The 21,528-nt window shown below is 76.3% G+C and carries 17 protein-coding genes; 8 read left to right on the plus strand and 9 right to left on the minus strand.

What is annotated here, in order from left to right; genetic code table 11:
• Positions 1-7: 7 nt before the first annotated feature.
• Complete coding sequence (locus ABWU78_RS06225; RefSeq protein ID WP_439157856.1) at positions 8-1,318, minus strand: serpin family protein; 1,311 nt, start codon at positions 1,316-1,318, stop codon at positions 8-10.
• 101 nt (positions 1,319-1,419) lie between these two features.
• Here ABWU78_RS06225 and ABWU78_RS06230 point away from each other — a divergent pair, with 101 nt between their 5' ends.
• On the plus strand, positions 1,420-1,590 hold the full coding sequence (locus tag ABWU78_RS06230; protein WP_353706823.1) for a hypothetical protein: 171 nt from the start codon (positions 1,420-1,422) through the stop codon (positions 1,588-1,590).
• Positions 1,591-1,599: 9 nt separating this feature from the next.
• Here the strand turns inward: ABWU78_RS06230 and ABWU78_RS06235 are convergent, their stop codons facing one another.
• The 3 genes from ABWU78_RS06235 to ABWU78_RS06245 are packed head-to-tail and all read right to left on the minus strand — an operon-like array spanning position 1,600 to position 3,699.
• A complete protein-coding gene (locus tag ABWU78_RS06235) occupies positions 1,600-2,403 on the minus strand; it encodes a ferredoxin reductase (protein ID WP_439157857.1) in 804 nt (267 codons plus the stop codon).
• A gap of 9 nt (positions 2,404-2,412) precedes the next feature.
• The gene (locus tag ABWU78_RS06240; protein WP_253054793.1) at positions 2,413-3,012 is read right to left on the minus strand and encodes a molybdopterin-dependent oxidoreductase; all 600 of its coding nucleotides are present in this window, start codon (positions 3,010-3,012) and stop codon (positions 2,413-2,415) included.
• Between the two features lie 39 nt (positions 3,013-3,051).
• Positions 3,052-3,699, minus strand: a complete 648-nt coding sequence (locus tag ABWU78_RS06245) for a TetR/AcrR family transcriptional regulator (RefSeq protein WP_439157858.1) — start codon at positions 3,697-3,699, stop codon at positions 3,052-3,054.
• A 158-nt stretch (positions 3,700-3,857) separates the two neighbouring features.
• Here ABWU78_RS06245 and ABWU78_RS06250 point away from each other — a divergent pair, with 158 nt between their 5' ends.
• Positions 3,858-5,162 carry a glycosyltransferase gene (locus ABWU78_RS06250; RefSeq protein ID WP_253054789.1) on the plus strand — a complete coding sequence of 435 codons (1,305 nt, stop codon included), beginning with the start codon at positions 3,858-3,860 and terminating at the stop codon, positions 5,160-5,162.
• Between the two features lie 20 nt (positions 5,163-5,182).
• The gene (locus ABWU78_RS06255; RefSeq protein ID WP_253054787.1) at positions 5,183-5,725 is read left to right on the plus strand and encodes a DapH/DapD/GlmU-related protein; all 543 of its coding nucleotides are present in this window, start codon (positions 5,183-5,185) and stop codon (positions 5,723-5,725) included.
• A gap of 116 nt (positions 5,726-5,841) precedes the next feature.
• Here ABWU78_RS06255 and ABWU78_RS06260 read toward each other — a convergent pair whose 3' ends face one another.
• On the minus strand, positions 5,842-7,284 hold the full coding sequence (locus tag ABWU78_RS06260; RefSeq protein ID WP_439157859.1) for an L-serine ammonia-lyase: 1,443 nt from the start codon (positions 7,282-7,284) through the stop codon (positions 5,842-5,844).
• Between the two features lie 153 nt (positions 7,285-7,437).
• A complete protein-coding gene (locus tag ABWU78_RS06265) occupies positions 7,438-8,073 on the minus strand; it encodes a DNA-3-methyladenine glycosylase I (protein ID WP_353706818.1) in 636 nt (211 codons plus the stop codon).
• Between the two features lie 221 nt (positions 8,074-8,294).
• On the opposite strand from ABWU78_RS06265, the gene ABWU78_RS06270 reads away from it, so the two are divergent.
• Positions 8,295-9,851: an ATP-binding protein gene (locus ABWU78_RS06270; RefSeq protein WP_439157860.1), complete on the plus strand. Its 1,557-nt coding sequence runs from the start codon at positions 8,295-8,297 to the stop codon at positions 9,849-9,851.
• Between the two features lie 20 nt (positions 9,852-9,871).
• Complete coding sequence (locus tag ABWU78_RS06275) at positions 9,872-11,581, plus strand: tetratricopeptide repeat protein (protein WP_439157861.1); 1,710 nt, start codon at positions 9,872-9,874, stop codon at positions 11,579-11,581.
• A 52-nt stretch (positions 11,582-11,633) separates the two neighbouring features.
• Here ABWU78_RS06275 and ABWU78_RS06280 read toward each other — a convergent pair whose 3' ends face one another.
• Entirely contained in the window at positions 11,634-12,509 is an 876-nt protein-coding gene (locus ABWU78_RS06280; RefSeq protein ID WP_439157862.1) for a TetR/AcrR family transcriptional regulator, read from the minus strand.
• A 120-nt stretch (positions 12,510-12,629) separates the two neighbouring features.
• Between ABWU78_RS06280 and ABWU78_RS06285 the strand changes: the two genes are divergently transcribed.
• Positions 12,630-13,646, plus strand: a complete 1,017-nt coding sequence (locus ABWU78_RS06285) for an ATP-binding cassette domain-containing protein (RefSeq protein WP_439157863.1) — start codon at positions 12,630-12,632, stop codon at positions 13,644-13,646.
• On the plus strand, positions 13,643-14,494 hold the full coding sequence (locus tag ABWU78_RS06290; protein ID WP_253054770.1) for an ABC transporter permease: 852 nt from the start codon (positions 13,643-13,645) through the stop codon (positions 14,492-14,494). Before ABWU78_RS06285 ends, ABWU78_RS06290 begins: the two co-directional genes overlap by 4 nt.
• A 408-nt stretch (positions 14,495-14,902) precedes the next feature.
• Here ABWU78_RS06290 and ABWU78_RS06295 read toward each other — a convergent pair whose 3' ends face one another.
• Positions 14,903-15,751, minus strand: a complete 849-nt coding sequence (locus tag ABWU78_RS06295) for a hypothetical protein (protein ID WP_439157864.1) — start codon at positions 15,749-15,751, stop codon at positions 14,903-14,905.
• Between the two features lie 235 nt (positions 15,752-15,986).
• Complete coding sequence (locus ABWU78_RS06300) at positions 15,987-18,014, minus strand: hypothetical protein (RefSeq protein ID WP_439157865.1); 2,028 nt, start codon at positions 18,012-18,014, stop codon at positions 15,987-15,989.
• A 412-nt stretch (positions 18,015-18,426) separates the two neighbouring features.
• On the opposite strand from ABWU78_RS06300, the gene ABWU78_RS06305 reads away from it, so the two are divergent.
• The gene (locus tag ABWU78_RS06305) at positions 18,427-21,492 is read left to right on the plus strand and encodes an esterase-like activity of phytase family protein (RefSeq protein ID WP_439157866.1); all 3,066 of its coding nucleotides are present in this window, start codon (positions 18,427-18,429) and stop codon (positions 21,490-21,492) included.
• Positions 21,493-21,528: the final 36 nt, after the last annotated feature.

Consider the following 21,528-nt stretch of genomic DNA (forward strand, 5'->3'; position numbering starts at 1 on the left):
CCTCTCGTCAGTGGCGGGGGTCGCGGATCGCGGCGGTGAAGAGCGGCCACCCGGTGTCCGTGTGCGACACGGAGAACACGTACGGCCGGTCGACACGCAGCTCGACGACGTCCTCGACCATCGGCGCGGACTCGACGCCGCCGACGACCTCGGTCACCGCCGCCGCGACGGTGCCGTCCTCGTCCACGCGCAGCACGGCCTGCTGCCACGCCTGCGTCACCCTGAGGCCGGGCTCGTCGCTGATGCCGGTCAGGTCCGGCTCGTCCAGCAGGCCGCCGAGCCCGGCCGAGGTGAGCGCGGGCGCCAGGTCGAGCGGTGCCGCGGCGTCGACGTCGAGCGTCGGGAGGGTGAGCGCGACGCTGCGGCGCCGTGCGGAGTCGAGCGCCTCACGCAGGGCGGCGCCCGTCTCGGGCGCGAGCGTCGCCGGGTCGACGCCGTCCGGTGGGAGCACGACGTCGGCGTGGAAGCCCTCGGTGTACGGGAGCCGGACGGCCTGCCACCCGTCCACCTCGGCGTACCGCCAGTCGTGCTCCTGGTGCATCGCCTCGGCGTCGACCTCGGTCCCGTCCGCGAGGACGAACGAGTCCGGACGGGTCGCCTGCTCCTCGAACGGCGACGACCAGCGCGCCGCGAGCAGCGCCGCGTTCTGGAGCGCGAGACGCGAGTCGGCGTCGGGCTCGACCGCGGACTCCTCGATCAGCCCGCCCGTGTGGTGCCGGACCCACCGGTCCAGCGGCTCGAGGCCCGCCGTCGAGCCGAGATCGGTCTCGAGCACGCCCGCGTCGTACCCGGCGGCGAGCGCCTCGAGGTAGGTGTCGTGGACCTGTGCCTGGTCGTCGAGGACGACCTGGTTCGCGACGTGCACGAGCGGGGTCTTCGGGAGCTCGTCCTTTTGCACGAGGGCGGGGTCGCCGTCGTAGTCCTGGAGCGCGGCGAGCAGGGCGTTGACGGCGTCGGTCCGGTCCTGGCCGGTCGCGCCGAGCGCGGCGTCGAGCGACGCGGCGGTCTCGCCGCGGGCTCCTTCCGCGAGCATCGAGAGAGCGACGACGGCGCTCGCCGGCGACACGACGACGTTGCCCTCGCGCGGGGCCGCGTCGAGCATCGTCAGGCCGAGCCGCTCGGTCGCCTCGACGACGGGGGTCGTCGCCGGGGCGTCGGCGACGGTCACGACACGGCGCTCGACGTCCGCGGTCGTCACCGTGGGCGGCTCGCCCGACGCCGTCGCGCACGCCCCGAGCACCAGGGTCGCGACGGTCGCGACCGCGAGCAGAGCGGCCGCGCGCCGCCTGCCAGGTCGACGTCTCGTCCGGGTACTCATACCGCCCCCTGTCGTGGAACTGCCGTGGCGCACGCGCGCCACGCTCACGACCTGACTGTGTCGCACCGCGGGCCGGGCTTGCGCGCCGCTAGGGTCCGCCCATGGGAATCGGGCCGATCTATCCCCTGCTGATGCTGCTCTACGTCGCCGTGCTCGCGACGGTCGCCGTGCTGGTGATCTGGGCGCTGATCCTCACGATCCGGCTGCTGCGCAGCGTGCTCGCGGAGCGCGAGGCGCGCGCCCGGGGCGGCTGGACGCCGCCGCCGGCGTAGTCGCGCCCGTCAGTCCCCGGCGGGCCCGAAGCGCTCGGTCTTGACGCGCGCCGGGTCGTGGCTCAGCGAGACGAGCTGGCGGGCGACGGCCTCGACGAACCCCGTCGGCCCGCACACGAAGCACGCGGGCTCGATCTCGGCGGGCCAGCCCCACGCCGCGAGATCGCGTCGTTCGAGGCGACCCGGCCCGCGCATCGATCCCAGCGGCACCGAGCGCGTGTAGACGACCTGGACGTCGAGCCCGTCGTGCGCGGCGGCGAGCCGGTCGAGGTCCGCGGTGTACAGCCGGTCCTCGGGGCGGCGGACCGAGTACACGAGCCGGAACGGGGTCCGGTCGCCCGCGTCGCGGCGCGTGCGGAGCATCGCCATGAGGGGAACGAGGCCCGACCCGCCCGCGGCGAGGAGGACGGGCGTCCCGCCGTCGCGCTCGGGGGACCAGACGAACCAGCCGCCGACCGGCCCGCGCAGCTCGATCGCGTCGCCCACCGCGAACACGTCGGTGAGGTAGGTCGAGACCTCCCCGCCGGGGACGCGCTGCACGGTGACCTCGACGCGCGCGGGGGAGCCGTCGTCGGGCACCGACGCGCGCGTCGCCGTGCTGCCGATCGAGTAGCTGCGCTCGGCGGTGTAGCCGTCGGGCGCGGTGAGGCGCAGGTCGACGTGCTGACCGGCCAGGTGCCCGGGCCAGGCGGGGACCTCGAGGACGAGCGTCCGCGCGGACGGGCTCTCGGCCCACGCGTCGACGAGCGTCGCGACCTGCCAGCCCGACGGCGTCGCGTAGCGGGCGCCGAGGCGGACCGGCGCCGCGGTCATCGTGAGACCTCAATCACCTTGGTACCTCTGCTCGCGCCACGGGTCGCCGAGGTCGTGGTAGCCGAGGCGCTCCCAGAAGCCCTGCCGGTCCATGGGCATGAGCGTGATGCTGTTGACCCACTTGGCCGACTTCCAGAAGTACAGGTGCGGCACGAGCAGCCGCGCCGGGCCGCCGTGCACGGGGTGCAGCGGGGCGCCGTCGAACGTGTGCACGACCCACGCCTTGCCGCCCAGCAGCTCCGCGACCGGGAGGTTCGTCGTGTACCCGCCGTAGCAGCCGATCATCGCGAAGTCGGCGGTCGACTCGACGTCGGCGAGGAGCGTGTCGAGCGAGACGCCGCGCCACGACGTGCCGAACTTCGACCAGCGGGTGACGCAGTGGATGTCGACCGTCGGCTCGTCCTGGGGGAGCGCCATGAGGTCCGACCACGACCACGCGCGCGTCGCGCCGGTCTCGGTCGTGACGTCGAGCCGCCAGGTCGCGGTGTCGACGCGCGGTGTGGGCCCCGCCGAGAGCACGGGGAACCCGGTCTCGACGTACTGGCCCGGCGGGAGCGCCACGCCCTGCGGGCGCGGCCGGCCGTGGAAGCCGGGGGTGAGCGTGCTCATGGCACACCGTAGGCGCGGTGCCCGACGGCGCGCCAGGGCTCAGGTGTCGGCGTCGTCCTCCGGGGGCGCCGCGACGAGGCGCACCACGCCGTCGCGGAGCCAGGCGCGGTACCGCTCGCCCGACCAGCCGGCGCCCGCGACGAAGTGCGTCCAGCCCTCGGGTGCGAGGAGGTAGGACAGCGACTCGGCCGCCTCGTCCCGCGGTGCCCGGGGGCGGAACCCGTGCGCGGCGAGCACGTCGACGCTCGCGCGCAGGTCCGCGCGGCGGCGTTCGAGGAGCGCGTCGAGCTCCGCGGCGACGGCGTCGTCGGAGCGCGCCGCCGAGGTGAAGGCGGACCACAGGCCGGCGACGCGCTCGTTCGCCGCGGCGACGAGCGCGACGAGGCCGTCGAGGAACTCCTCGGGGTCGGTCGTGCCGGCCACCGAGCGTCCCTCGGGCCGCTCGCCCAGGGACTCCTGGCCCTCCGACCCGGCGAACGTGAGCTCGAACGCGGCGAGCAGCAGGGCGCGCTTGGGGCCGTGCGCCTTCACCGTCTCGAGCGAGACGCCTGCGCGCGCGGCGACGCGCGCGAGCGTCGTGCGCTCGTAGCCGTGCTCGGTCAGCTCGTGCGCGGCGGCGCGCACCACCCGTTCGCGCGTGCGCGCGGCCTGCTCGGTGCGGAGGTCGGACGTGTAGGCGCGAGGCACCACTATTGACTACCCCTCGAAGGTGATGAATACTCCTGACGGTTGATCGATCTTCTCACACGCCGTCTCCCCACCGGCGTCCCCCGCGCAGACGGCCCGGTCCTGCGCCTTCCCGTCCGACCGGCGCGACGCGCGCCGCCACGAGAGAGGCCCCACCGATGGCCACCGTCCTGCTCTGCTCCACCCCGGTGCACGCCCACGTCACCCCGCTGCTCGCCGTCACCCGCGCGCTCGTCGCCCGCGGGCACGACGTCCGGTTCCTCACCGGCGCACGGTTCGCCGCCGCCGTCGAGGCCGCCGGCGCCGAGCACGTCCCGCTCCCGGCCGCGGCCGACTTCGACGACCGCGACCTCGCCGCCGCGTTCCCCGGCCGCGCGGGACGCACCGGGCTCGACGCGATCCGGCACGACATGCTCGAGATCTTTGTGGCGCCCGGCGCGGCGCAGCACCGGGCGGTGCTCGCGGCCCTCGCCGAGCGCCCGGCGGACGTCGTGCTCGTCGAGCCCCTGTTCCTCGGCGCGATGCCGCTCGTCTCGGTGCCCGCCGACCGTCGACCACCGGTGCTCGCGCTCGGGATCTTCCCGCTCGGGCTGAAGAGCGACCACACCGCGCCGTTCGGCCTCGGGGTGCTGCCCGCGCGGGGCCCCCTCGGCGTCCTGCGCAACCGGGCCCTCCACGCCGTCGTCGAGCGGGTCGCGTTCGCCGCCCCGCAGCGCGCGGCGCAGGACATGGTCCGGGCGGCGGGCGGGGAGCCGAGCGGCACGTTCTTCCTCGGCTGGCCCGCCGACGCCGACGCCGTGGTGCAGCTCACCGTCCCCGGGCTCGAGTACCCGCGGCCCGACGTCGTGACCCCGGTCCGGTTCGTCGGCCCGCCGCGCCCGGCGCCGGGCAACGGTGACCTCCCCGCGTGGTGGGGCGACCTCGACACCCGCCGGCCGGTCGTGCACGTCACGCAGGGCACCGTCGCGAACGAGGACCCGACCCAGCTCCTCGTCCCCACGCTGCGCGCGCTCGCGGGCGAGGACGTGCTGGTCGTCGCGGCGACCGGCGGACGGCCCGTCGGGTCGCTCGGGCCGCTCCCGGCGAACGCGCGCGCGGCCGAGTACCTCCCGTACGACGCGCTGCTCCCGCGCACCTCGGTCCTCGTCACGAACGGCGGCTACGGCGGGGTGCACCACGCGCTGCGGCACGGCGTCCCCGTGGTCGTCGCGGGCAAGACCGAGGACAAGGCGGAGGTCGCCGCACGCGTCGCGTGGACCGGCGCCGGCGTGCGGCTGCGGACGAGCACCCCGCGCCCCGGCCAGGTCCGGCGCGCGGTGCGGCGACTGCTCGACGACCCGTCGTACGCCCGCGCGAGCCAGCGCCTCGGCGAGCACATCGCCGCCTCGCCGGGCGAGGCCGGCGTGGCCGACGTCGTCGAGGAGGTCGTCGCCGCCCGCGAGGCGTCGCGCGCCGCCCGCTGACCCGGAGGCAGGATCGGGGGATGCCCAGCGACCTGCTCATGCGCATCCACGGTCCCGAGTTCCGCGCCATGTCCGAGAGGGTGCTGCGGGCCACCGAGCTCACCTCCCGGCTCAACGTCCTGCCGTTCGACGACGAGGACGGTCGGGCGCGGCTGCTCGCGCAGATCCTCGGCCGCCCGCTGCCCCCGAGCGTGACGATCTACCCGCCGTTCTTCACCGACCACGGGCTGAACCTCGACCTGGGGGAGCGCGTCTTCGTCAACCAGAACTGCACGTTCCTCGACTACGCCGGCATCCGGCTGGCCGACCGCGTCATGGTGGCGCCGAAGGTCACGTTCGTCACCGTCGGGCACCCGGTCGACACCGACGACCGCAAGGTCTGGCTCACCGGCGGTCCGATCGACGTGCACGAGAACGTGTGGATCGGCGCCGGGGCGACGATCCTGCCCGGCGTGACCATCGGCCGCGACGCCGTGGTCGCCGCCGGTGCGGTCGTGGCCGACGACGTCCCGCCGCGCAGCCTGGTGACCGGCACCAAGGCGTCCGTGCGCCGCACCTGGTGAGCGGCGCTCCGGCTCAGCACTCGGGCTGTCGGTCGTGCTGAGGCCTGCGCTTGCTTCGCTGCGCTCCGGCTCAGCACTCGGCCTGGTGGTCGTGCTGAGGCCTTTGCTTGCCCGGCTCAGCACTCGATGACGTTGACGGCGAGGCCCCCCGTCGAGGTCTCCTTGTACTTGGTCGACATGTCGACGCCGGTCTGGCGCATCGTCTCGATGACGGTGTCGAGCGAGACGACGTGCGAGCCGTCGCCCTGGAGGGCGAGGCGCGCCGCGGAGACGGCGGTGCACGCGGCGATGGCGTTGCGCTCGATGCACGGGACCTGGACGAGCCCGCCGACGGGGTCGCACGTGAGCCCGAGGTTGTGCTCCATCGCGATCTCGGCCGCGTTCTCCACCTGGGCGGGCGTGCCGCCGAGGACGGCGCAGATCGCGCCCGCCGCCATGGAGCACGCCGAGCCGACCTCGCCCTGGCAGCCCGCCTCCGCGCCGGAGATGGACGCGTTGCGCTTGTAGAGCGCGCCGATCGCGGCGGCGGTGAGGAGGTACGTGCGCATGGCCCGACGCCGGCGCGCGGGGTCCGCGGCGACGTCCGGGTGGGTGCGCAGGAAGTGGCGCCCGACCGCGGGGATGATCCCCGCGGCGCCGTTCGTCGGGGCGGTGACGACGCGGCGCCCGTCGGCGTTCTCCTCGTTGACGGCCATGGCGAACGCCTGGAGCCACTCGATCGTCGTGTCGGCGCCGCGCTCGTCGGCGAGCTCGAGACGTTCGCGCTGCGCCCGTGCCCGACGGCGGACCTGGAGACGACCGGGCAGCACCCCGTCGCGCTCGAGACCGGCGTCCACGCACGCGCTCATGGTGTCCCAGATCCGGTCGACGCCCGCCTCGACCTCGGCGGCGGGGCGCAGGGCGGACTCGTTCGCCCACGCGACCGCCGCGATCGAGGTGCGCTCGCGCTCGCACAGCGCGAGGAGCTCGGCGGCGTTGGCGAACGGGAACGGTACGCCCGACGGCTCCGTCCCGGGGTCGATCGCCTCGCCCGCGAGCTCGGCGCCGAGCTGCGCCGCCTCGTTCGCGGCCGCGGACTCGAGCGCGGCGGCGGTGAGCACGAAGCCGCCGCCGACCGAGTAGTACGCCTCCTCCGCGAGCGGAGCCCCGCTCGCGTCGAGCGCGGTGAACCGCATGCCGTTGGGGTGGCCCGGCATCCGGGTCAGCGGCGCGAGGCGCACGTCGGCGCTCGTCATCGTGATGCGGTGCCGGCCCAGCAGCGCGACGGGCGCGCCGTCGCCCAGCTTCTCCCACGAGCCGGGTACGCGCGCCGGGTCGCACGTCTCGGGGTCGAGGCCGAGCACCCCCGCGACCACGGCGTCCGGCGTGCCGTGGCCCGCTCCCGTCGCCCCGAGCGACCCGCACAGCACGACCCGCAGCCCGGCGACCTCGCCCAGCACGCCGCGGTCGTCCAGCGTCGCGACGAACGCCTTCGCGGCCCGCATCGGCCCGACGGTGTGCGAGCTCGACGGACCCACGCCGACGGAGAAGAGGTCGAGGACGGACACGTACGCGCTCATGAGGCCATCGTCGCACCTCGTCTCACCATGTGGTCGCCGCCAGGGGGCAGGGCCGCGCACGGAGACGCCCGACGGTCCGCTCGCCCTGCCGCACCGGAGTCGCGAGCCGTCCGCGGAGGCGACGGCGCGGACCGAGGTGCGGCTCGCCGCCGCTCACGGGCGGCGCAGCACGACGGGGCAGGTCGCGAGGTGGTCGTCCACGAGCCCGCACGCCTGCATCGCGGCGTAGGCCGTCGTCGGCCCGACGAACCGGAAGCCCAGCTTCTTGAGCGCCTTCGAGAGCGCGGTCGACTCGGGGGTGAGCCCCGGGACGTCGCCCCAGGTCGCGGGGCGCTCGCGACGGGCCGGTGGCGCGAACGACCAGATCAGCTCGTCCAGCGTGCGCCCGCTCTCCTGGAGCGCCAGCAGGGCGCGCGCGTTGTCGATCGTGGCCGTGATCTTCTGCCGGTTGCGGATGATGCGCGCGTCGGCGAGGAGGCGCTCGACGTCGGGCTCGGCGAACGCGGCGACGGCCTCCGGGTCGAACCCCGCGAAGACCTCGCGGAAGGCGGGGCGCTTGCGCAGCACGGTGATCCACGACAGGCCGGACTGGAACCCCTCGAGCGCCAGGCGCTCGAACAGCGCCGTGTCCCCGTGGACCGGGACCGCCCACTCGGTGTCGTGGTACTCCTCGTAGAGCGGGTCGCCGTCGCCGAAGCAGCGGGCGCCGGGTCGGGGACCGCCGGGGGCCTCGGCGGGCGCGTCGTCGGGCACCGCGAGGGGTGTCGACGCGGTCGTGTCGGTCGTCATGCGTCCACTCTGCCCGGTCCCGCCGACACGGAGGCGCCCTCCGGTGCGCGCTGTGGACGGGGACCGCGGTGTCCGGGCCTGTGCACGGTCAGGCTCCCGGGGACGGCGCGGATAGCAGGGTGCCGATGGTCGGCGTCACCGGTCCGGGGCACACTGTTCCCGGCCGGCCGCGCTCACGGGCGCACCGGCGTCGTCGTCCCCGCCCGACCCGAGGAGCACCCATGTCCGACGCCCTGGCCGCGCTCGCCGCCGCGGTGGCGGCCGCGCCGTCGAGCGCCCCGCTGCGCGTCCACTACGCGAGCCTCCTGCTGGCGGCGGGGCGGCCGGTCGAGGCGCTCGAGCAGGCGAGCACCGCGCTCCGGATCGACCCGGCGGACGGCGAGGCGCTGCGCCTGGTCCAGGACTCGGCCGTCGCCGCGGCGACGGGGAGCGGCCCCGCGGCCGACCGGCCCGCGACGGCCCCCGCTGCACCGCCGGCCCCGGTCACCGGCCTGCACGCGCCGGCGTCCGCACCCGGCGGCCCCGACGACGGGATCATCACGGGCGTCCCGTCCGACGCGACCGTCCCGCGCGCCCCCGGCGCGCCCGCGACCCCGACCGCGGGGATCCCCGCCGAGCCCGCCCCGTCCACCGGGCCCGGCGCCCCCGCAGCCCGGGGCCCGGCGGCGCCGTCGGGCATCGACTGGGACCGGCTGGAGCACGAGGTGGGCGTCCACGTCCCGGCACCGTTCGTCGAGACACCCGTCGTCGAGGCGCCGCCCGGACAGGTGCCCGCCGCACCGCCCGCCGGCCCGGGCGGCGTGCCCCGCACGGACGACGACGCCGTCCCGCCCGCACCGGGCGACGGGCCGTTCCTCGTCCCCGCGCGCGACGACGCCCCCGACGACGGCTCGGGCCTGCTGGAGGTCTCGCGCGAGACGGTGACGCTCGCGGACGTCGGCGGCCTGGAGCCGGTGAAGCAGCGCATCCGGGAGGCGTTCCTGGAGCCGATGCGCCACCAGGCGATCGCGAAGGCGTTCGGCAAGTCGTTGCGCGGCGGGCTCCTGCTCTACGGGCCTCCCGGGACCGGCAAGACGTACATGGCGCGGGCCGTCGCGGGCGAGCTCGGCGCACGGTTCCTCACCGTGACGCTCGCGGACATCCTCGACAAGTTCATGGGGGAGAGCGAGCAGAACCTCCACGCGCTGTTCCAGCGCGCGCGCCAGCTCGCGCCGGCCGTGCTGTTCCTCGACGAGGTCGACGCGATCGGCGGCAAGCGCGCGCAGTACTCCGGCTCGTCGGGCATGCGGACCGTGGTCAACCAGCTCCTCCAGGAGATGGACGGCATCGGCTCCGACAACGACGGGCTGTTCGTCCTCGGCGCCACGAACCACCCGTGGGACGTCGACACCGCGCTGCTGAGGCCCGGGCGGTTCGACCGCGTCGTGCTCGTGCTGCCGCCCGACGAGCCCGCGCGCGAGGCGATCCTGCGCCACCACCTCGCGGGCCGCCCGGTCGCGGGGATCGACCTGCGCGTGGTCGTGCAGCGCACCGACGGCTTCTCCGGCGCCGACCTCGAGCACCTCGCGGCGACGGCGGCGGAGAAGGCGATGATGGACTCCATCGCGACCGGCCAGGTGCGCCCGATCACCATGGCCGACCTCGACGCGGCGCTCGCGGACGTGCGGCCCTCGACGACGGCGTGGCTCCAGTCCGCGCGCAACGTCGTCACGTTCGCGAACAACGACGGCCGCTACGACGACCTCGCCGCGTACCTGCGCGCGCGGCGCATGCTCTGAGCGCCGGAGGACCCCGGACCGTGAGCACCACGACCGACCCGCGCGCCGTCGCCTCGCGCGCGGAGCTGCTCGTCCAGATGGGGCGGCCCGAGCGTGCGCTCGACGAGGTCGACGACGCGCTCGCGAGCGTGCCCGACGACCCGCGGCTGCTCCTCACCGCCGCCTGGGTGCGGCTGCACCTGCAGCGGTCGGCCGAGGCGCTGCCGCTGCTGGAGCAGGTCGTGGGCGCCCAGCCCACCGCCGACGGCGCGCTCCACCTGCTGTCGATCGCGCGCCAGAACACGGGCGACGTGCCGGGAGCGCGCGACGCCGCGGCGAAGGCGCTCGAGCTCGACCCCGACGACGCGCGGTACCACCTGCAGCTCGCCGACACGCACCTGTCGGGCCGGGTCCGCGGTGCCGACCGGAGGCTCGCGCGCGAGCGCATCGACGCGGCGCTCGCGCTCGCGCCCGAGAACCCCGACCGGCTCGCGCAGGCGGCGCGGCTGTGGTCGCGCCTCGGGGACGACGACCGGGCGCGCGCCCTCGTGCGCCAGGGCCTCGGCGTCGCCCCGGAGCACGAGGACCTGCTCTACCTCGACGCGGCGCTCGCCCTCGACACCGGCCGCAGCGCGAAGGGGTACAGCAGCGTCCTCGCGACGAACCCGGAGCACGCCGAGGCCGGCTACCTGCTGCACCTCAGCGTGTGGCAGCAGGTGCTGCGCCTCGTCGAGATGCCGGTGCTGCTCGTCGGGGCGGTCGCGCTCGTCGTCACGTTCTCGATGAGCGACGCGCACGTCGGCGGCGTGCCCCTCTGGGGGATCGTCGTCCTGCTGTGGACGGCGATCACGGCCCTGCGCGTGCTCCCGGTGCTCCTCCAGGTCCCCCGCGGGCTGCTGCGTCGCACCCTCCGCCAGACGCCGTTGCGGGGCGGGGCCGTCGCGGCGGTCGTCGTGGGCTGGGTGGCCGTGCTCGCCGGGCTCGCGCTGCTGTACGTGGTGCGCGACGCCGTCGTCGTGCGGTGGTTCCTCGTCGCCCTCGGTGCGGTGCTCGCGGTGACGACCGTGACCTCGGCCGTCCTGTACGCGGCCATGGTCACGCAGACGCGCGACCTGGGGTACCTCCCGCCCGGCCCGGTGGGCGCGGCGCGGATCGCCGGGCTGCGCTCGGGTCTGCGCGGCGCCGCGGTGCGCCGCACGATCGTGACGGGGATCGTCGCGGTCGTCGTCGCGGCGATCGGGCCGGGGGCGCTCGCGCGCGAGGACGCCCGCTCGGTCGCGGCGCTGGCCGCCGTGGCGTTCGTGCTCCCGGTGACGGTCGGCCTGTGGGTCGCGTGGCGTGCGGCGGAGCGGCAGCGCGCGGCGTCGGACGAGCGCCTGCCCGTGAGCGCCGGCGCCGCGGTCCGCGCCGGGCTGGGCGCGGCGGTCCTCCTCGTCACGACGGCGCTCCTCGCCGTCGGCGGCGTCGCGGCCGTCGTCGCGCTGCCCGTCACGCCGAACGCGCACGACGCCGACGGCCGCTACGTCCAGTCGCCGAAGGCCCCGCGCGACCCGGACTCGGAGGTCCAGGAGTGCGGCGGCCGTCCCGTGACCCGGCTCTCCTGCATCCAGGAGAACAACCGCATCCGTCAGGAGGAGCTGCGCGACCGGATGGAGGACGTCGACATCCCGAGCATCGACGTCCCGACGCTCGACCTGCCGGACCTGCCCGACGTCCAGGTGCCCGACGCCCCGGTCCAGCCGACGCCCTGACCGGCTCCGAGCGCCGACGGCGTCCCGTTCGCGACCCGGGCACCGTGGGCGGTCAGCCGTGGTCGGCGGCCCTGCGGGCGGTGGCGCGCCGGGCGACGAAAGCCTCGATCCCGTCGAGGAGGATGTCGAGGCCGAAGCCGATGTCGCTCTCCCAGTCGTCCGGCTGCGGTGCGGTCGGCGACCACGAGGCGAGCGCACCGGTGAGCGCGGGGTAGGTCTCGGGATCGACGAGCCGCGTGAGCACGAGCTCGTAGTCGGCGTACGGGTTGGCGGCGGCGACCGCGTCCGCGTCGAGGTCGGACTCGGGGGTGTCGGCGGGCAGGCCCTGGGCGCGGCGCACGGCCTCCGCGGCCGCACGCCGGGTCTCGACCTGGACGCGGCCCTCGCCGAGCACGTGCTGGGCGAGGAGCCCGACGATCTGCAGCTTCTCGTCCACCGTCAGGTCGAGCGGTGCGAGGATCGCGAACGCGCGGTCGATCCAGCGCAGGCGGTTCGGCCCGACCTGCGCCGTCGTCAGCGGTAGGTCGAGGAACCACGGCCGCGCGAGAATGCCCGCGATCTGCGCGCGGGTCCAGGCCTCGAGCCCGGCGCGCCAGTCGCCCTCGTCGTACGGGGGCAGGGTGAGCACGTCCGCCGCGGCGTCGGCCATGAGGACGAGGAGCTCGTCCTTGCTCTCGACGTACCGGTAGAGCGCCATCGGCGTGTAGCCGAGCGCCTCCGCGACGCGCGCCATGGAGACCGCGGGCAGGCCCTCGGCGTCGGCGAGGTCGACGGCGGCCCGCACCACCTGCTCGACCGTCAGCGCGGGCTTGGGGCCGCGCCGTGGGCCGGGTGCGCGACCCCAGAGGCGCGCGATCACGGGCGGCAGCTCCGTCGTCGGGGCCGACTCGTCGGGCGCGTGCCGCTCGGTGGGTTCGGGCGTGGTCATCTCGTCATCCTCCCGCGGGCCTTGACCGCCCACGAAACCGTGTCTACCGTACACAGAACAGTGGATAGCATAAACAGTTTCTCTCACACGCGGTTCTGCCGCCTGAACCCTGGAGGCCTCATGCCCGCACCGGACGTGCTCGTGCACGCCGACGGCCTGCGCAAGAGCTACGGGACACCGCGCCGCCCCGTGCGCGTGCTCGACGGCGTCGACCTCACGCTGCGCCGCGGCGAGGTCCTCGCCCTGCTCGGCCCCAACGGGGCGGGGAAGACCACCACGGTCCGCATCCTCGCCACCCTCCTGCGTCCCGACGGCGGCACGGCGACGGTCGCGGGCCACGACGTCGTGCGCGACGCCGCGCGCGTGCGCGGGCTCATCAGCCTCACCGGCCAGTACGCGGCGGTCGACGAGAAGCAGACGGGCCGCGAGAACCTCACGATGATGGGCCGCCTCGCGCACCTGCCCCGCCGGGCCGCGCGCGCCCGCGTCGACGGCCTGCTCGACGCGTTCGACCTCGCCGCGGCTGCCGACCGCCGCGTCGGGACCTACTCCGGCGGCATGCGCCGCCGGCTCGACCTGGCGGCCGGGCTCCTCACCCGTCCCCAGGTCATGTTCCTCGACGAGCCCACCACCGGCCTCGACCCGCGCAGCCGCCAGACCATGTGGGAGGTGATCCGTGGCGTCGTCACCGACGGCACGAGCCTGTTCCTCACGACGCAGTACCTCGAGGAGGCCGACCAGCTCGCCGACCGCGTCGCGCTGATCGACGACGGCCGCGTCGTCGCCGAGGGCTCCCCGTCCGACCTCAAGCGCCGCGTCGGCGACGCGAGCATCGAGCTCACCTTCGCGTCGGCCGCCGCGGCGGCGTCGGTCGGGGCCGCGGGACCGTGGCCGGAGGCGCTCGACCTCACCTCCGCGACGCTCCGCGTCCCCACCGACGGGTCGGTCGAGCACGTCCGCGACGTCCTCGCCGCGGTGGCGGCGACCGGCGTCGAGCCGATGCGGTGGGAGGTGCGGGAGCCGACGCTCGACGACGTGTTCCTCACCCTGACGGGCCACGCCGCGCGGACCCGAGACCGGGACCGCGGCACGACCGAGACCGACCACGAAGCCGACCGTGAGGAGACCGCAGCATGACCGCCCAGACCGCCGCTGCGCCGTCGGGCACGACGCCGCGCCTCCCAGCCCCTACGGCCCGGCCGGGCCGCCACGTGCTCGCCGACGCCGGGACGATGGTCGCGCGCTCGCTGCGGCTCGTGCGCCGCGAGCCGGACGAGCTGATCCTCGCGCTCGTGCTGCCGGTGATGCTCATGATCCTGTTCGTGTACGTGTTCGGCGGCGCGATGAGCGTCGGCACGGACTACGTCACGTACGCGACGCCGGGGATCATCCTGCTGTGCGCGGGCTACGGGGCGTCGAACACGGCGATCGCCGTCGAGCAGGACATGTCCGGCGGCATCATGGACAGGTTCCGGTCGATGCCGATCGCGAGCGGGACGGTGCTCGTGGGGCACGTCGTGGCGAGCGTCGTGAAGAACCTCGTGACGACGGCCGTCGTGCTGGGCGTCGCGTTCCTCATCGGCTTCCGGCCCGACGCGACCGCGCTCGAGTGGCTGGGGGCCGTCGGGGTCGTCGCCGCGTACGTGCTCGCGATCACGAGCGTCGCGGCCTTCGTGGGCGTGCTCGTGCGCTCGCCCGCGGCGGCCGGGGGGTTCAGCTTCTTCATGCTGTTCCTGCCGTACGTGTCGAGCGCGTTCGTGCCGCCCGAGACCATGCCGTCGTGGCTGCGCGGGTTCGCGGAGCACCAGCCCGTCACGCCGGTCATCGAGACGATCCGCGGCCTGCTCGTCGGGACGGGCTCGACCGGAGCGCCGGTCACCGACCTGGGCCCGACGGCGGCCCTCGCCCTCGCGTGGTGCCTCGGCCTGGTCGCGGTGTTCCTCGGCGGGGCGGCGTCCGTGTTCGCCCGGCGCCGTCGGCAGTAGGCGTGGGCCGGCGGTCGCCGCGCGGTGCCGCGCAGGGCGAGAGGGTCGGCGACCGACCGGATCGCGGGGACGTGCCGCCGCGGTCCGCGCGGCACGGGGGTCGTCGTGCAGGTCGTGCCCACGCCCCTGCTCACCCGACGCTCGGTCGTCGAGCACCCCACAGAGACGGTCGTCCCGGCGACCCGTGACCGGCCACGCGGCGTGCGTCCGGAGCAGAAGGTGCCCGCCGGCCAGTACCGGCCCGGTCAGGTCGTCCCCGTCGTCCAGCGCGCGGGCGACCCCGACTCGGACCGGCTCGACCGCCCCCGACCTGGGGGCGTCGGACGTGTCCCGGTGGAGGCTCGGCGCGATGCTCGTCGCCCTGCCGGTGATCGCCGTCCGCGGTGTGCTGAGCGTGCTCGCCGGTGGTCAGCGACGACCAGTCCGCAACGGGTCGCGGGCTCCGTCGCCTGGCGTGGTCGGCGCGTCGTCGTCCTGGGCGTCCCGTCCTGCGCCGACGAGCCGCCCGGCGAGCGGCACGGCGGCCTGCACGGCGACGCTCGCGGCGAGGGCGACCCCGAAGGCCGCGGCGATGCCGAGCCGGTCCACGAGGAGCGCGACGAGGAGGCAGAACACCGCGAACCCGGTGAGCCCGGCCAGCAGACCGCGCAGGAGCCGGACGGTCTCGGCCGACCCGCGCTGCGCGAGCGCGAACGCGGCGACCACGCTCGACGCGATCGGGAACGGCGCGAGCACGCCCGTCATCGCCGGGCCGAGCGCACCCGACGCGGTGGTGACGGCGAGGACGAGCGCCGCCGTCGTCGCGGCGCGGGCGGGGAGGTCCCACCAGGGCGACGGGACGGTCGACGGCGGGGGGCCCGCCGCGTCGGGCGGCATGACCCGGGACGCGCCCCAGAACGTCGCGAGCGCCACGACGAACGTGATCCCGGCGGGCAGCGTCAGTCGGGCGAGCGCGACGTCCGCCACGAGGCACGCGGCCCAGGACGCCGCGAGCGCACCGAGCCAGCCCGTCCGGCGCGAGCACCAGGCGAACACCACGGCGAACAGGGCGAGAGACGTGAGGCCGAGCAGCGCTGACGACGCCGCGGCGGCGCCGAACCCGGTGCCGTGGTCGAGCGTGGTGATGAGGAGGATCGGCCCGGCCACGACGGGCAGCCCGACGAGCACCCCGGTGAGCCGGGCTCCCCAGCGCCGTCCGGCGAGCGTGGACGCGACCACCAGGGCGGGTGCCAGCACGAGCTTGAGGAGCAGCGTCACGCGGCCACGGTAGCCCGTGCCGGTCCGGTGGTCGGTGCCGGTCCGGTGGCCGTGCCGGGTCGCCGGGCGGTCGACCCTGGGCTGCTGCGGCCGGCGTGCACGAAGAAGGGCGGCGGGCCCGGAGTCCTGTCCACCGGGACCGCCGCCCGCGAGGGCGACACCGTCGACGTGCAGCCGCCCTCGAGCCGAGGGCCGGGCGGTGAGGAGATGCCGCCCGGCCGTGCGCGACGGTCGGTCAGACCGCCGCGAGCCGACGGCGCAGCCCGAGCCCGACGCCCGCGACGCCCGCGAGCACGGTCCCGCCGACGAGCGCCGACATGCCGAGCGACACCCGTCCGACGGGGCTGTTCTCGACGCTGTCCTTGAGCTCGGTCGTGCCGTCGGAGAGGGTCTCCGTGCCGTCGGAGAGCGTGGCGGCGCCGTCCGCGATGCGCGTGCTGCCGTCGTGCAGGTCGGACGCGCCGTCGGCGAGCGTCGTCGTCCCGGCGTGCAGCGTCGTCGAGCCCTCGGCGAGCGCCGCGTTGCCGGCGGCGAGCGTCGTCGCACCGGTGGACAGCGTCGTGAGCCCGTTCTGCAGCCGCAGCGTCCCGTCCTCCAGGCGCGTGGTCCCGGCGAACAGGTCGCCGGCGCCCGTGCGCAGCCGCACCGTCCCGGCGGAGAGGTCGGCGGCGCCCGCGGCGGCCTGGGTCGTCCCGGCGTGCAGGTCGGACGCGCCGGTCGCGAGCTCGGCCGTGCCGGCGGCGAGCTCGGAGGTCTTCGTCGCGAGGAGCGCGCTGCCGCTGCTCACGCGCGCCGCGCCGGCGGCGAGGTCGGCGGTGCCGCCCGCGATCGTCGAGGCGCCCGCGCTGAGCTCCCCGACCTTCCCGTGGAGCGTCGCGGCGCCGGTCTCGAGCTCGCCGATCTTGCCGTCCAGCGTGGTGGCACCGGCGGCGAGCGCGTCGATCCCGCCGGCGAGCTGGACGTCGATGCCGGTCCGGAGCTGCTGGACCCCGGCGGCGAGCCCCGGCTGCGCGGGGGTGCCCTCGCCGAGGCCCGTGCGGAGCCGCGCGAGCCCCGCGGTGAGCCCGGGCCGGTCCGGGGTGCCGGTCCCGAGGCCGGCCGAGAGCTGGTCGATCCCGGCGGTGACGGCGGCCGCCCCCGCGGAGAGCTCGCCCGCGCCCGACGCCAGTCGTCCCGCGCCGCCCGCGATCTGCGCGGACGCGCCGGGAGCCGACTCGGTGCCGTTGCCCAGGGCGCGGAGGCTCGCGGCGATCGTCCCGAGGGTCTCCGGGGTCGCCGCGACCTCGCCGCGCGCGATCGCGTCGAGCTGCGCCGCGAGGCCGTCCAGGTTGGTCCCGACGGTCACGGCGGAGCGCTGGAGCTCGCCGGCAGAACCCTGCAGCTGCTCGGCGTACCCGCCCAGGGTGACCGCACCACCGCGCACCCCGGTCGCTCCTTCGCGGAGCTGGTCGACTCCCGCCTGGATCGCGTCCGCCCCTGCTCCCGCCGCGGCGACCCCGCCGGCGAGGCGCGCCGCACCGGCGGAGAGCTGGGCCTGGCCCTGGTCGAGGGCCAGGACCCCTGCGCCGAGGCTGTCGCGCACGCCCGTCCGGAGCTCGGTGGTGCCCGCCGCGAGGGTGCCGGCCCCGGTCGCGAGCCGATCGGCTCCGGTCGCGAGGTCGGCGGAGCCGGTCGCGGCGCGGGCAGCCCCCGCGCTCAGGTCGCCGGCGCCCGTGCTGAGGTCGCCCGCTCCCGCGGCGAGCTGCGACGCACCGTCGGCGGCGCGCGTGCTGCCGGCCGCGAGGCGCGCGGCCCCGGCGTCGAGGTCCGTGCTGCCTGTGGCGAGGCGGGCTGCGCCGCTCGCCGCGTCGCCCGTGCCCGCGGCGAGGCGGGCCGCTCCGGCGTTCAGCTCGTCCGCACCGGCGGCGAGCTCGCTCGCGCCGTCGAGCGCGGTGGTGCCGCCCGCGGCGAGCTGGGTCGCGCCGTCGGACGCCTTCTGCGCACCGGCGACGAGGTCGCCGGCGCCGTCCCGCAGGTCGCCCGCCCCGTCGGAGAGCCGCTGGGCGCCGGCCCGGGCCTCGGCGGTGCCGTCGGCGAGCGTCGCGGCGCCGTCGGAGAGCTGTGCGGCGCCGTCGTCGAGGCGGGTCGCGCCGTCGGCGACCTTGCCGTGGTACACGAGCAGGAACGCGATCAGGCCGGCCACCGCGAGGGCGAGCACGGCGAGCGCGACGGACGTGAGGACCGTGTGGGTGCGCGACGGTCGGGGAGAGGCGTGCTGCGTCATCGGTCGTCCTTCCTCGCGCCCGGCGTCGTCGCGGGGCGGTCGGCACAAGGGGAGAGGAGCGGGGAGAGAGGCGGGTCGTGCGTCCGCCCGACGCGGGAGTGCGCCGGGGCCGCGGCCCGCCACCGTTGGTGGGACGTGGAGTAGCAGGTAAATCTCGAAAGACGCTAGCAACCGCCGGGACGGGCCGGACAGCGAGTACTAGGTACTTGCGCCGTCACGATTCGGTCACGGCGTCGAAGTATCAGGTACTCCGTCCCGGAACCCGTCGCCCAGGGCAACGGGCGCCCCGCTCCCGGCGCCGAGCGGGCCGTCGCGCACTGTTCATCCGGCGGTCACCCGGTGGCCCCGGGCCGGTCGTCGCCGCGCCACGGCGGACCACCACCCTCTGCTCGACCCACGTCGAAGGAGAGACATGTCAGCCATCCCCGAGCGGACCCTGGCGCGCACGTCCGCGCGCACCCCGGCCCGCCGCACGCGCATCGCAGCGCTCGTCGCCACGGGCGCGACGCTCACCCTGGGCCTGGGCGCGCTGCCCGCCCTCGCGGCGGCTCCCGCGCACCCGGCCGGGGCGGCGGCGCCGGTCCCGACGGCGCCGCTCGGTCTCGCGACGGAAGCGGCCTGGACGGCGCCCGCCGCGGACGAGACGTTCCACCGCCTCGCCACGTACCCGGTGTTCCAGAACCGCCCGGCCGGCGAGGACGCGGCCGCCGAGACGGTCGCTGAGATCTCCGCGGTGAGCGAGGACGGGCGCACGGTCGTCCACACGGACGCGCTCGCGCGCCGCATCGGCTTCCTCGACCTCACCGACCCGAGCGCCCCGCAGGGCCTCGGCACGCTGAGCCTCGCCGAGCTCGGCTCGGAGCACGACGAGCCGACGTCGGTCGCGGTCGTCGGCGGGTACGTCCTCGTCGTCGTGGACACGTCGGTGAGCTTCACCGAGCCGAGCGGTCGCCTCGACGTCGTCGACCTCGCGACGCGCGAGCGCGTGCGGTCGCTCGACCTCGGCGGCCAGCCCGACTCGATCGCCGTCACGCCCGACGGCGCGCACGCCGTCGTCGCGATCGAGAACCAGCGCGACGAGGAGGCGACGCCCGAGGGCGGTGCCGGCGGAGGTGACGAGGGCGACCTCCCGCAGCTCCCCGGCGGCTTCCTCCAGATCCTCGACCTGCCGGGCGACGACCCGGCCGCCTGGTCGACCCGCGCCGTCTCCTTCCTCGACGAGGCCGGGGCGCCGCTCCCGGTCGTCGCGGCCGCCGGCCTCGACACGCCGCAGGACCCCGAGCCCGAGTACGTCGCCGTCAACCCGGCGGGCACGAAGGTCGCGGTGACGCTCCAGGAGAACAACGGGGTCGCCGTCGTCGACATCGCCACGGGCGAGGTCGAGAACGTCTTCTCCGCGGGCGCGGTCGCCGTGTCCGGGATCGACGTGAGGAAGGACGGCGTGATCGACCAGACCGGGTCGATCCCGGCGACGCCGCGCGAGCCCGACGCGATCGGCTGGCTCGACGACGCGCACGTCGCGACCGCGAACGAGGGCGACTGGAAGGGCGGGTCCCGCGGCTGGTCGGTGTTCGACGCCGCGTCGGGCGAGGTCGTGTGGGACGCGGGCGCGGAGCTCGAGCGCCTCGCCGTGCGCGTCGGCCTGCACACCGAGGACCGCGCGGCCAAGAAGGGCGTCGAGCCCGAGGGCCTGGCCGTCGCGACGCTCGGCGGCACGCGCTACGCGTTCGTCGGCTCGGAGCGCTCGAACTTCGTGGCCGTCTACGACGTCTCCGACCCGAGCGCCCCGCGGTTCGTCCAGGTGCTCGCGACGACCAACGGCCCCGAGGGCCTGCTCGTCGTCCCGCAGCGCGACCTGCTCGTCGTGTCGAGCGAGGAGGACGACGCCGGTGCGGGCGTGCGGTCGGCCGTCACGGTGTTCGGGCGCGGCGCGCAGTGGGCCGACGGCGCGGGGTCGCCGCAGTTCCCGAGCGTCGTCTCCGCGGACGCGGCCGAGGGCCCGCAGGCCGGCGCCCCGATCGGCTGGGGCGCGCTCGGCGCGCTGACCGCGGACCCGACCGATCCCCAGCGCCTGTGGGCGGCGACCGACGCCGCGTACTCCACGACGCAGCTCCTGTCGCTCGACGTGAGCGGCTACGGTGCGGGCTCCCCGGCCGTCATCGACAGGTCCGTGACCCTCACGCGCGACGGCGCCCCCGTGGGCCTCGACGTCGAGGGCGTCGCGGCGCGCGCCGACGGCGGGTTCTGGCTCGGGGTCGAGGGCGCGAAGGGTGCCGAGAACGCGATCGTCCGCGTCGACGCCGCGGGGGCGGTCGTCGAGTCGGTCGCGCTGCCCGAGGCGGTCGCCGCGGGCCTCGGCAAGCAGGGCATCGAGGGCGTCGCGGTCGCTCCGGCGGTCTCGACGGACGACGGGTCCGCGGCCGCGGGCGAGCAGGTGTGGGTCGCGCTCCAGCGCGGCCTGACCACCGACGAGGGCGGCACGGCGGGCACCGCGCGCCTCGGCCGCTACGACGTCGCGTCGGGCACGTGGGACTGGTTCGCCTACCCGCTCGAGCAGACCACGACGGACGGCGACTGGCTGGGCCTCAGCGAGGTGACCGTCGTCGACCACGACACGCTCGCCGTGATCGAGCGCGACAAGCTCAACGGCCCCGCCGCCGCGGTGAAGCGCGTCTACGCGGTCGACGTACCGGACGTCGCCGTCGGGGCCGCGTCGACGACCCCGGTCGCCGTGACCAAGACGCTCGCGCACGACGTCCTGCCCGACCTGCGCGCCACGCACGGCTGGACGCAGGAGAAGCTCGAGGGCCTCACGCTCGGCGGCGACGGCACGGTCTGGGCGATCACCGACAACGACGGCCTCGCCGACGCCACGGGCGAGACGGTGCTCCTGCGCCTCGGCGCGGCGTCGGACGTCTTCGAGGGCCACCTCGACGGCGAGAACCCGGGCGGTCCGGGCGAGCCCGGCGAGACGCCCGGTGCGGGCGAGCAGCCGCCGTCGACCCCGCTCCACACGGTGGACGCCGACGACCTCACCGACGCGAACCACGGCGGGGTCACCCTCTCCCCGGCGCGGGTCCGCGCGGGCGAGCAGGTCACGGCGACGGCCGAGGGCTTCGCGCCCGGCGAGTGGGTCTCCGCGACCCTCTTCTCGACGCCGACCGACCTCGGCATGGTCCGCGCCGACGCCTCGGGCACCCTCACCGCGACCGTGACGGTCCCCGCCGACGCCGCGGCGGGCGTGCACCGGTTCGCGCTCGTCGGGCAGGTGGACGGCCGCGTCCTGTGGACGGAGCTCGAGGTCCTCGCGGCGGACGGCACGGCCAGCGGGTCCGACGGCGCGGGGCCGGGACGCCCCGACGGGCTCGCCACGACCGGAGCGCACGTCGGCGCCCTGGTGGGCCTCGCCGTCGTGCTGGTCGCCGGCGGCGCGACGATCGTCGTCGCTCGGCGCCGCATGCGCGGCCTCCCGGGCTGACGGCCCGGCCCCGCGCCGAACCCGGGCTTGCGGGCG

This window comes from Cellulosimicrobium sp. CpK407, from assembly GCF_051844275.1.
Taxonomy (GTDB): domain Bacteria; phylum Actinomycetota; class Actinomycetes; order Actinomycetales; family Cellulomonadaceae; genus Cellulosimicrobium; species Cellulosimicrobium cellulans_G.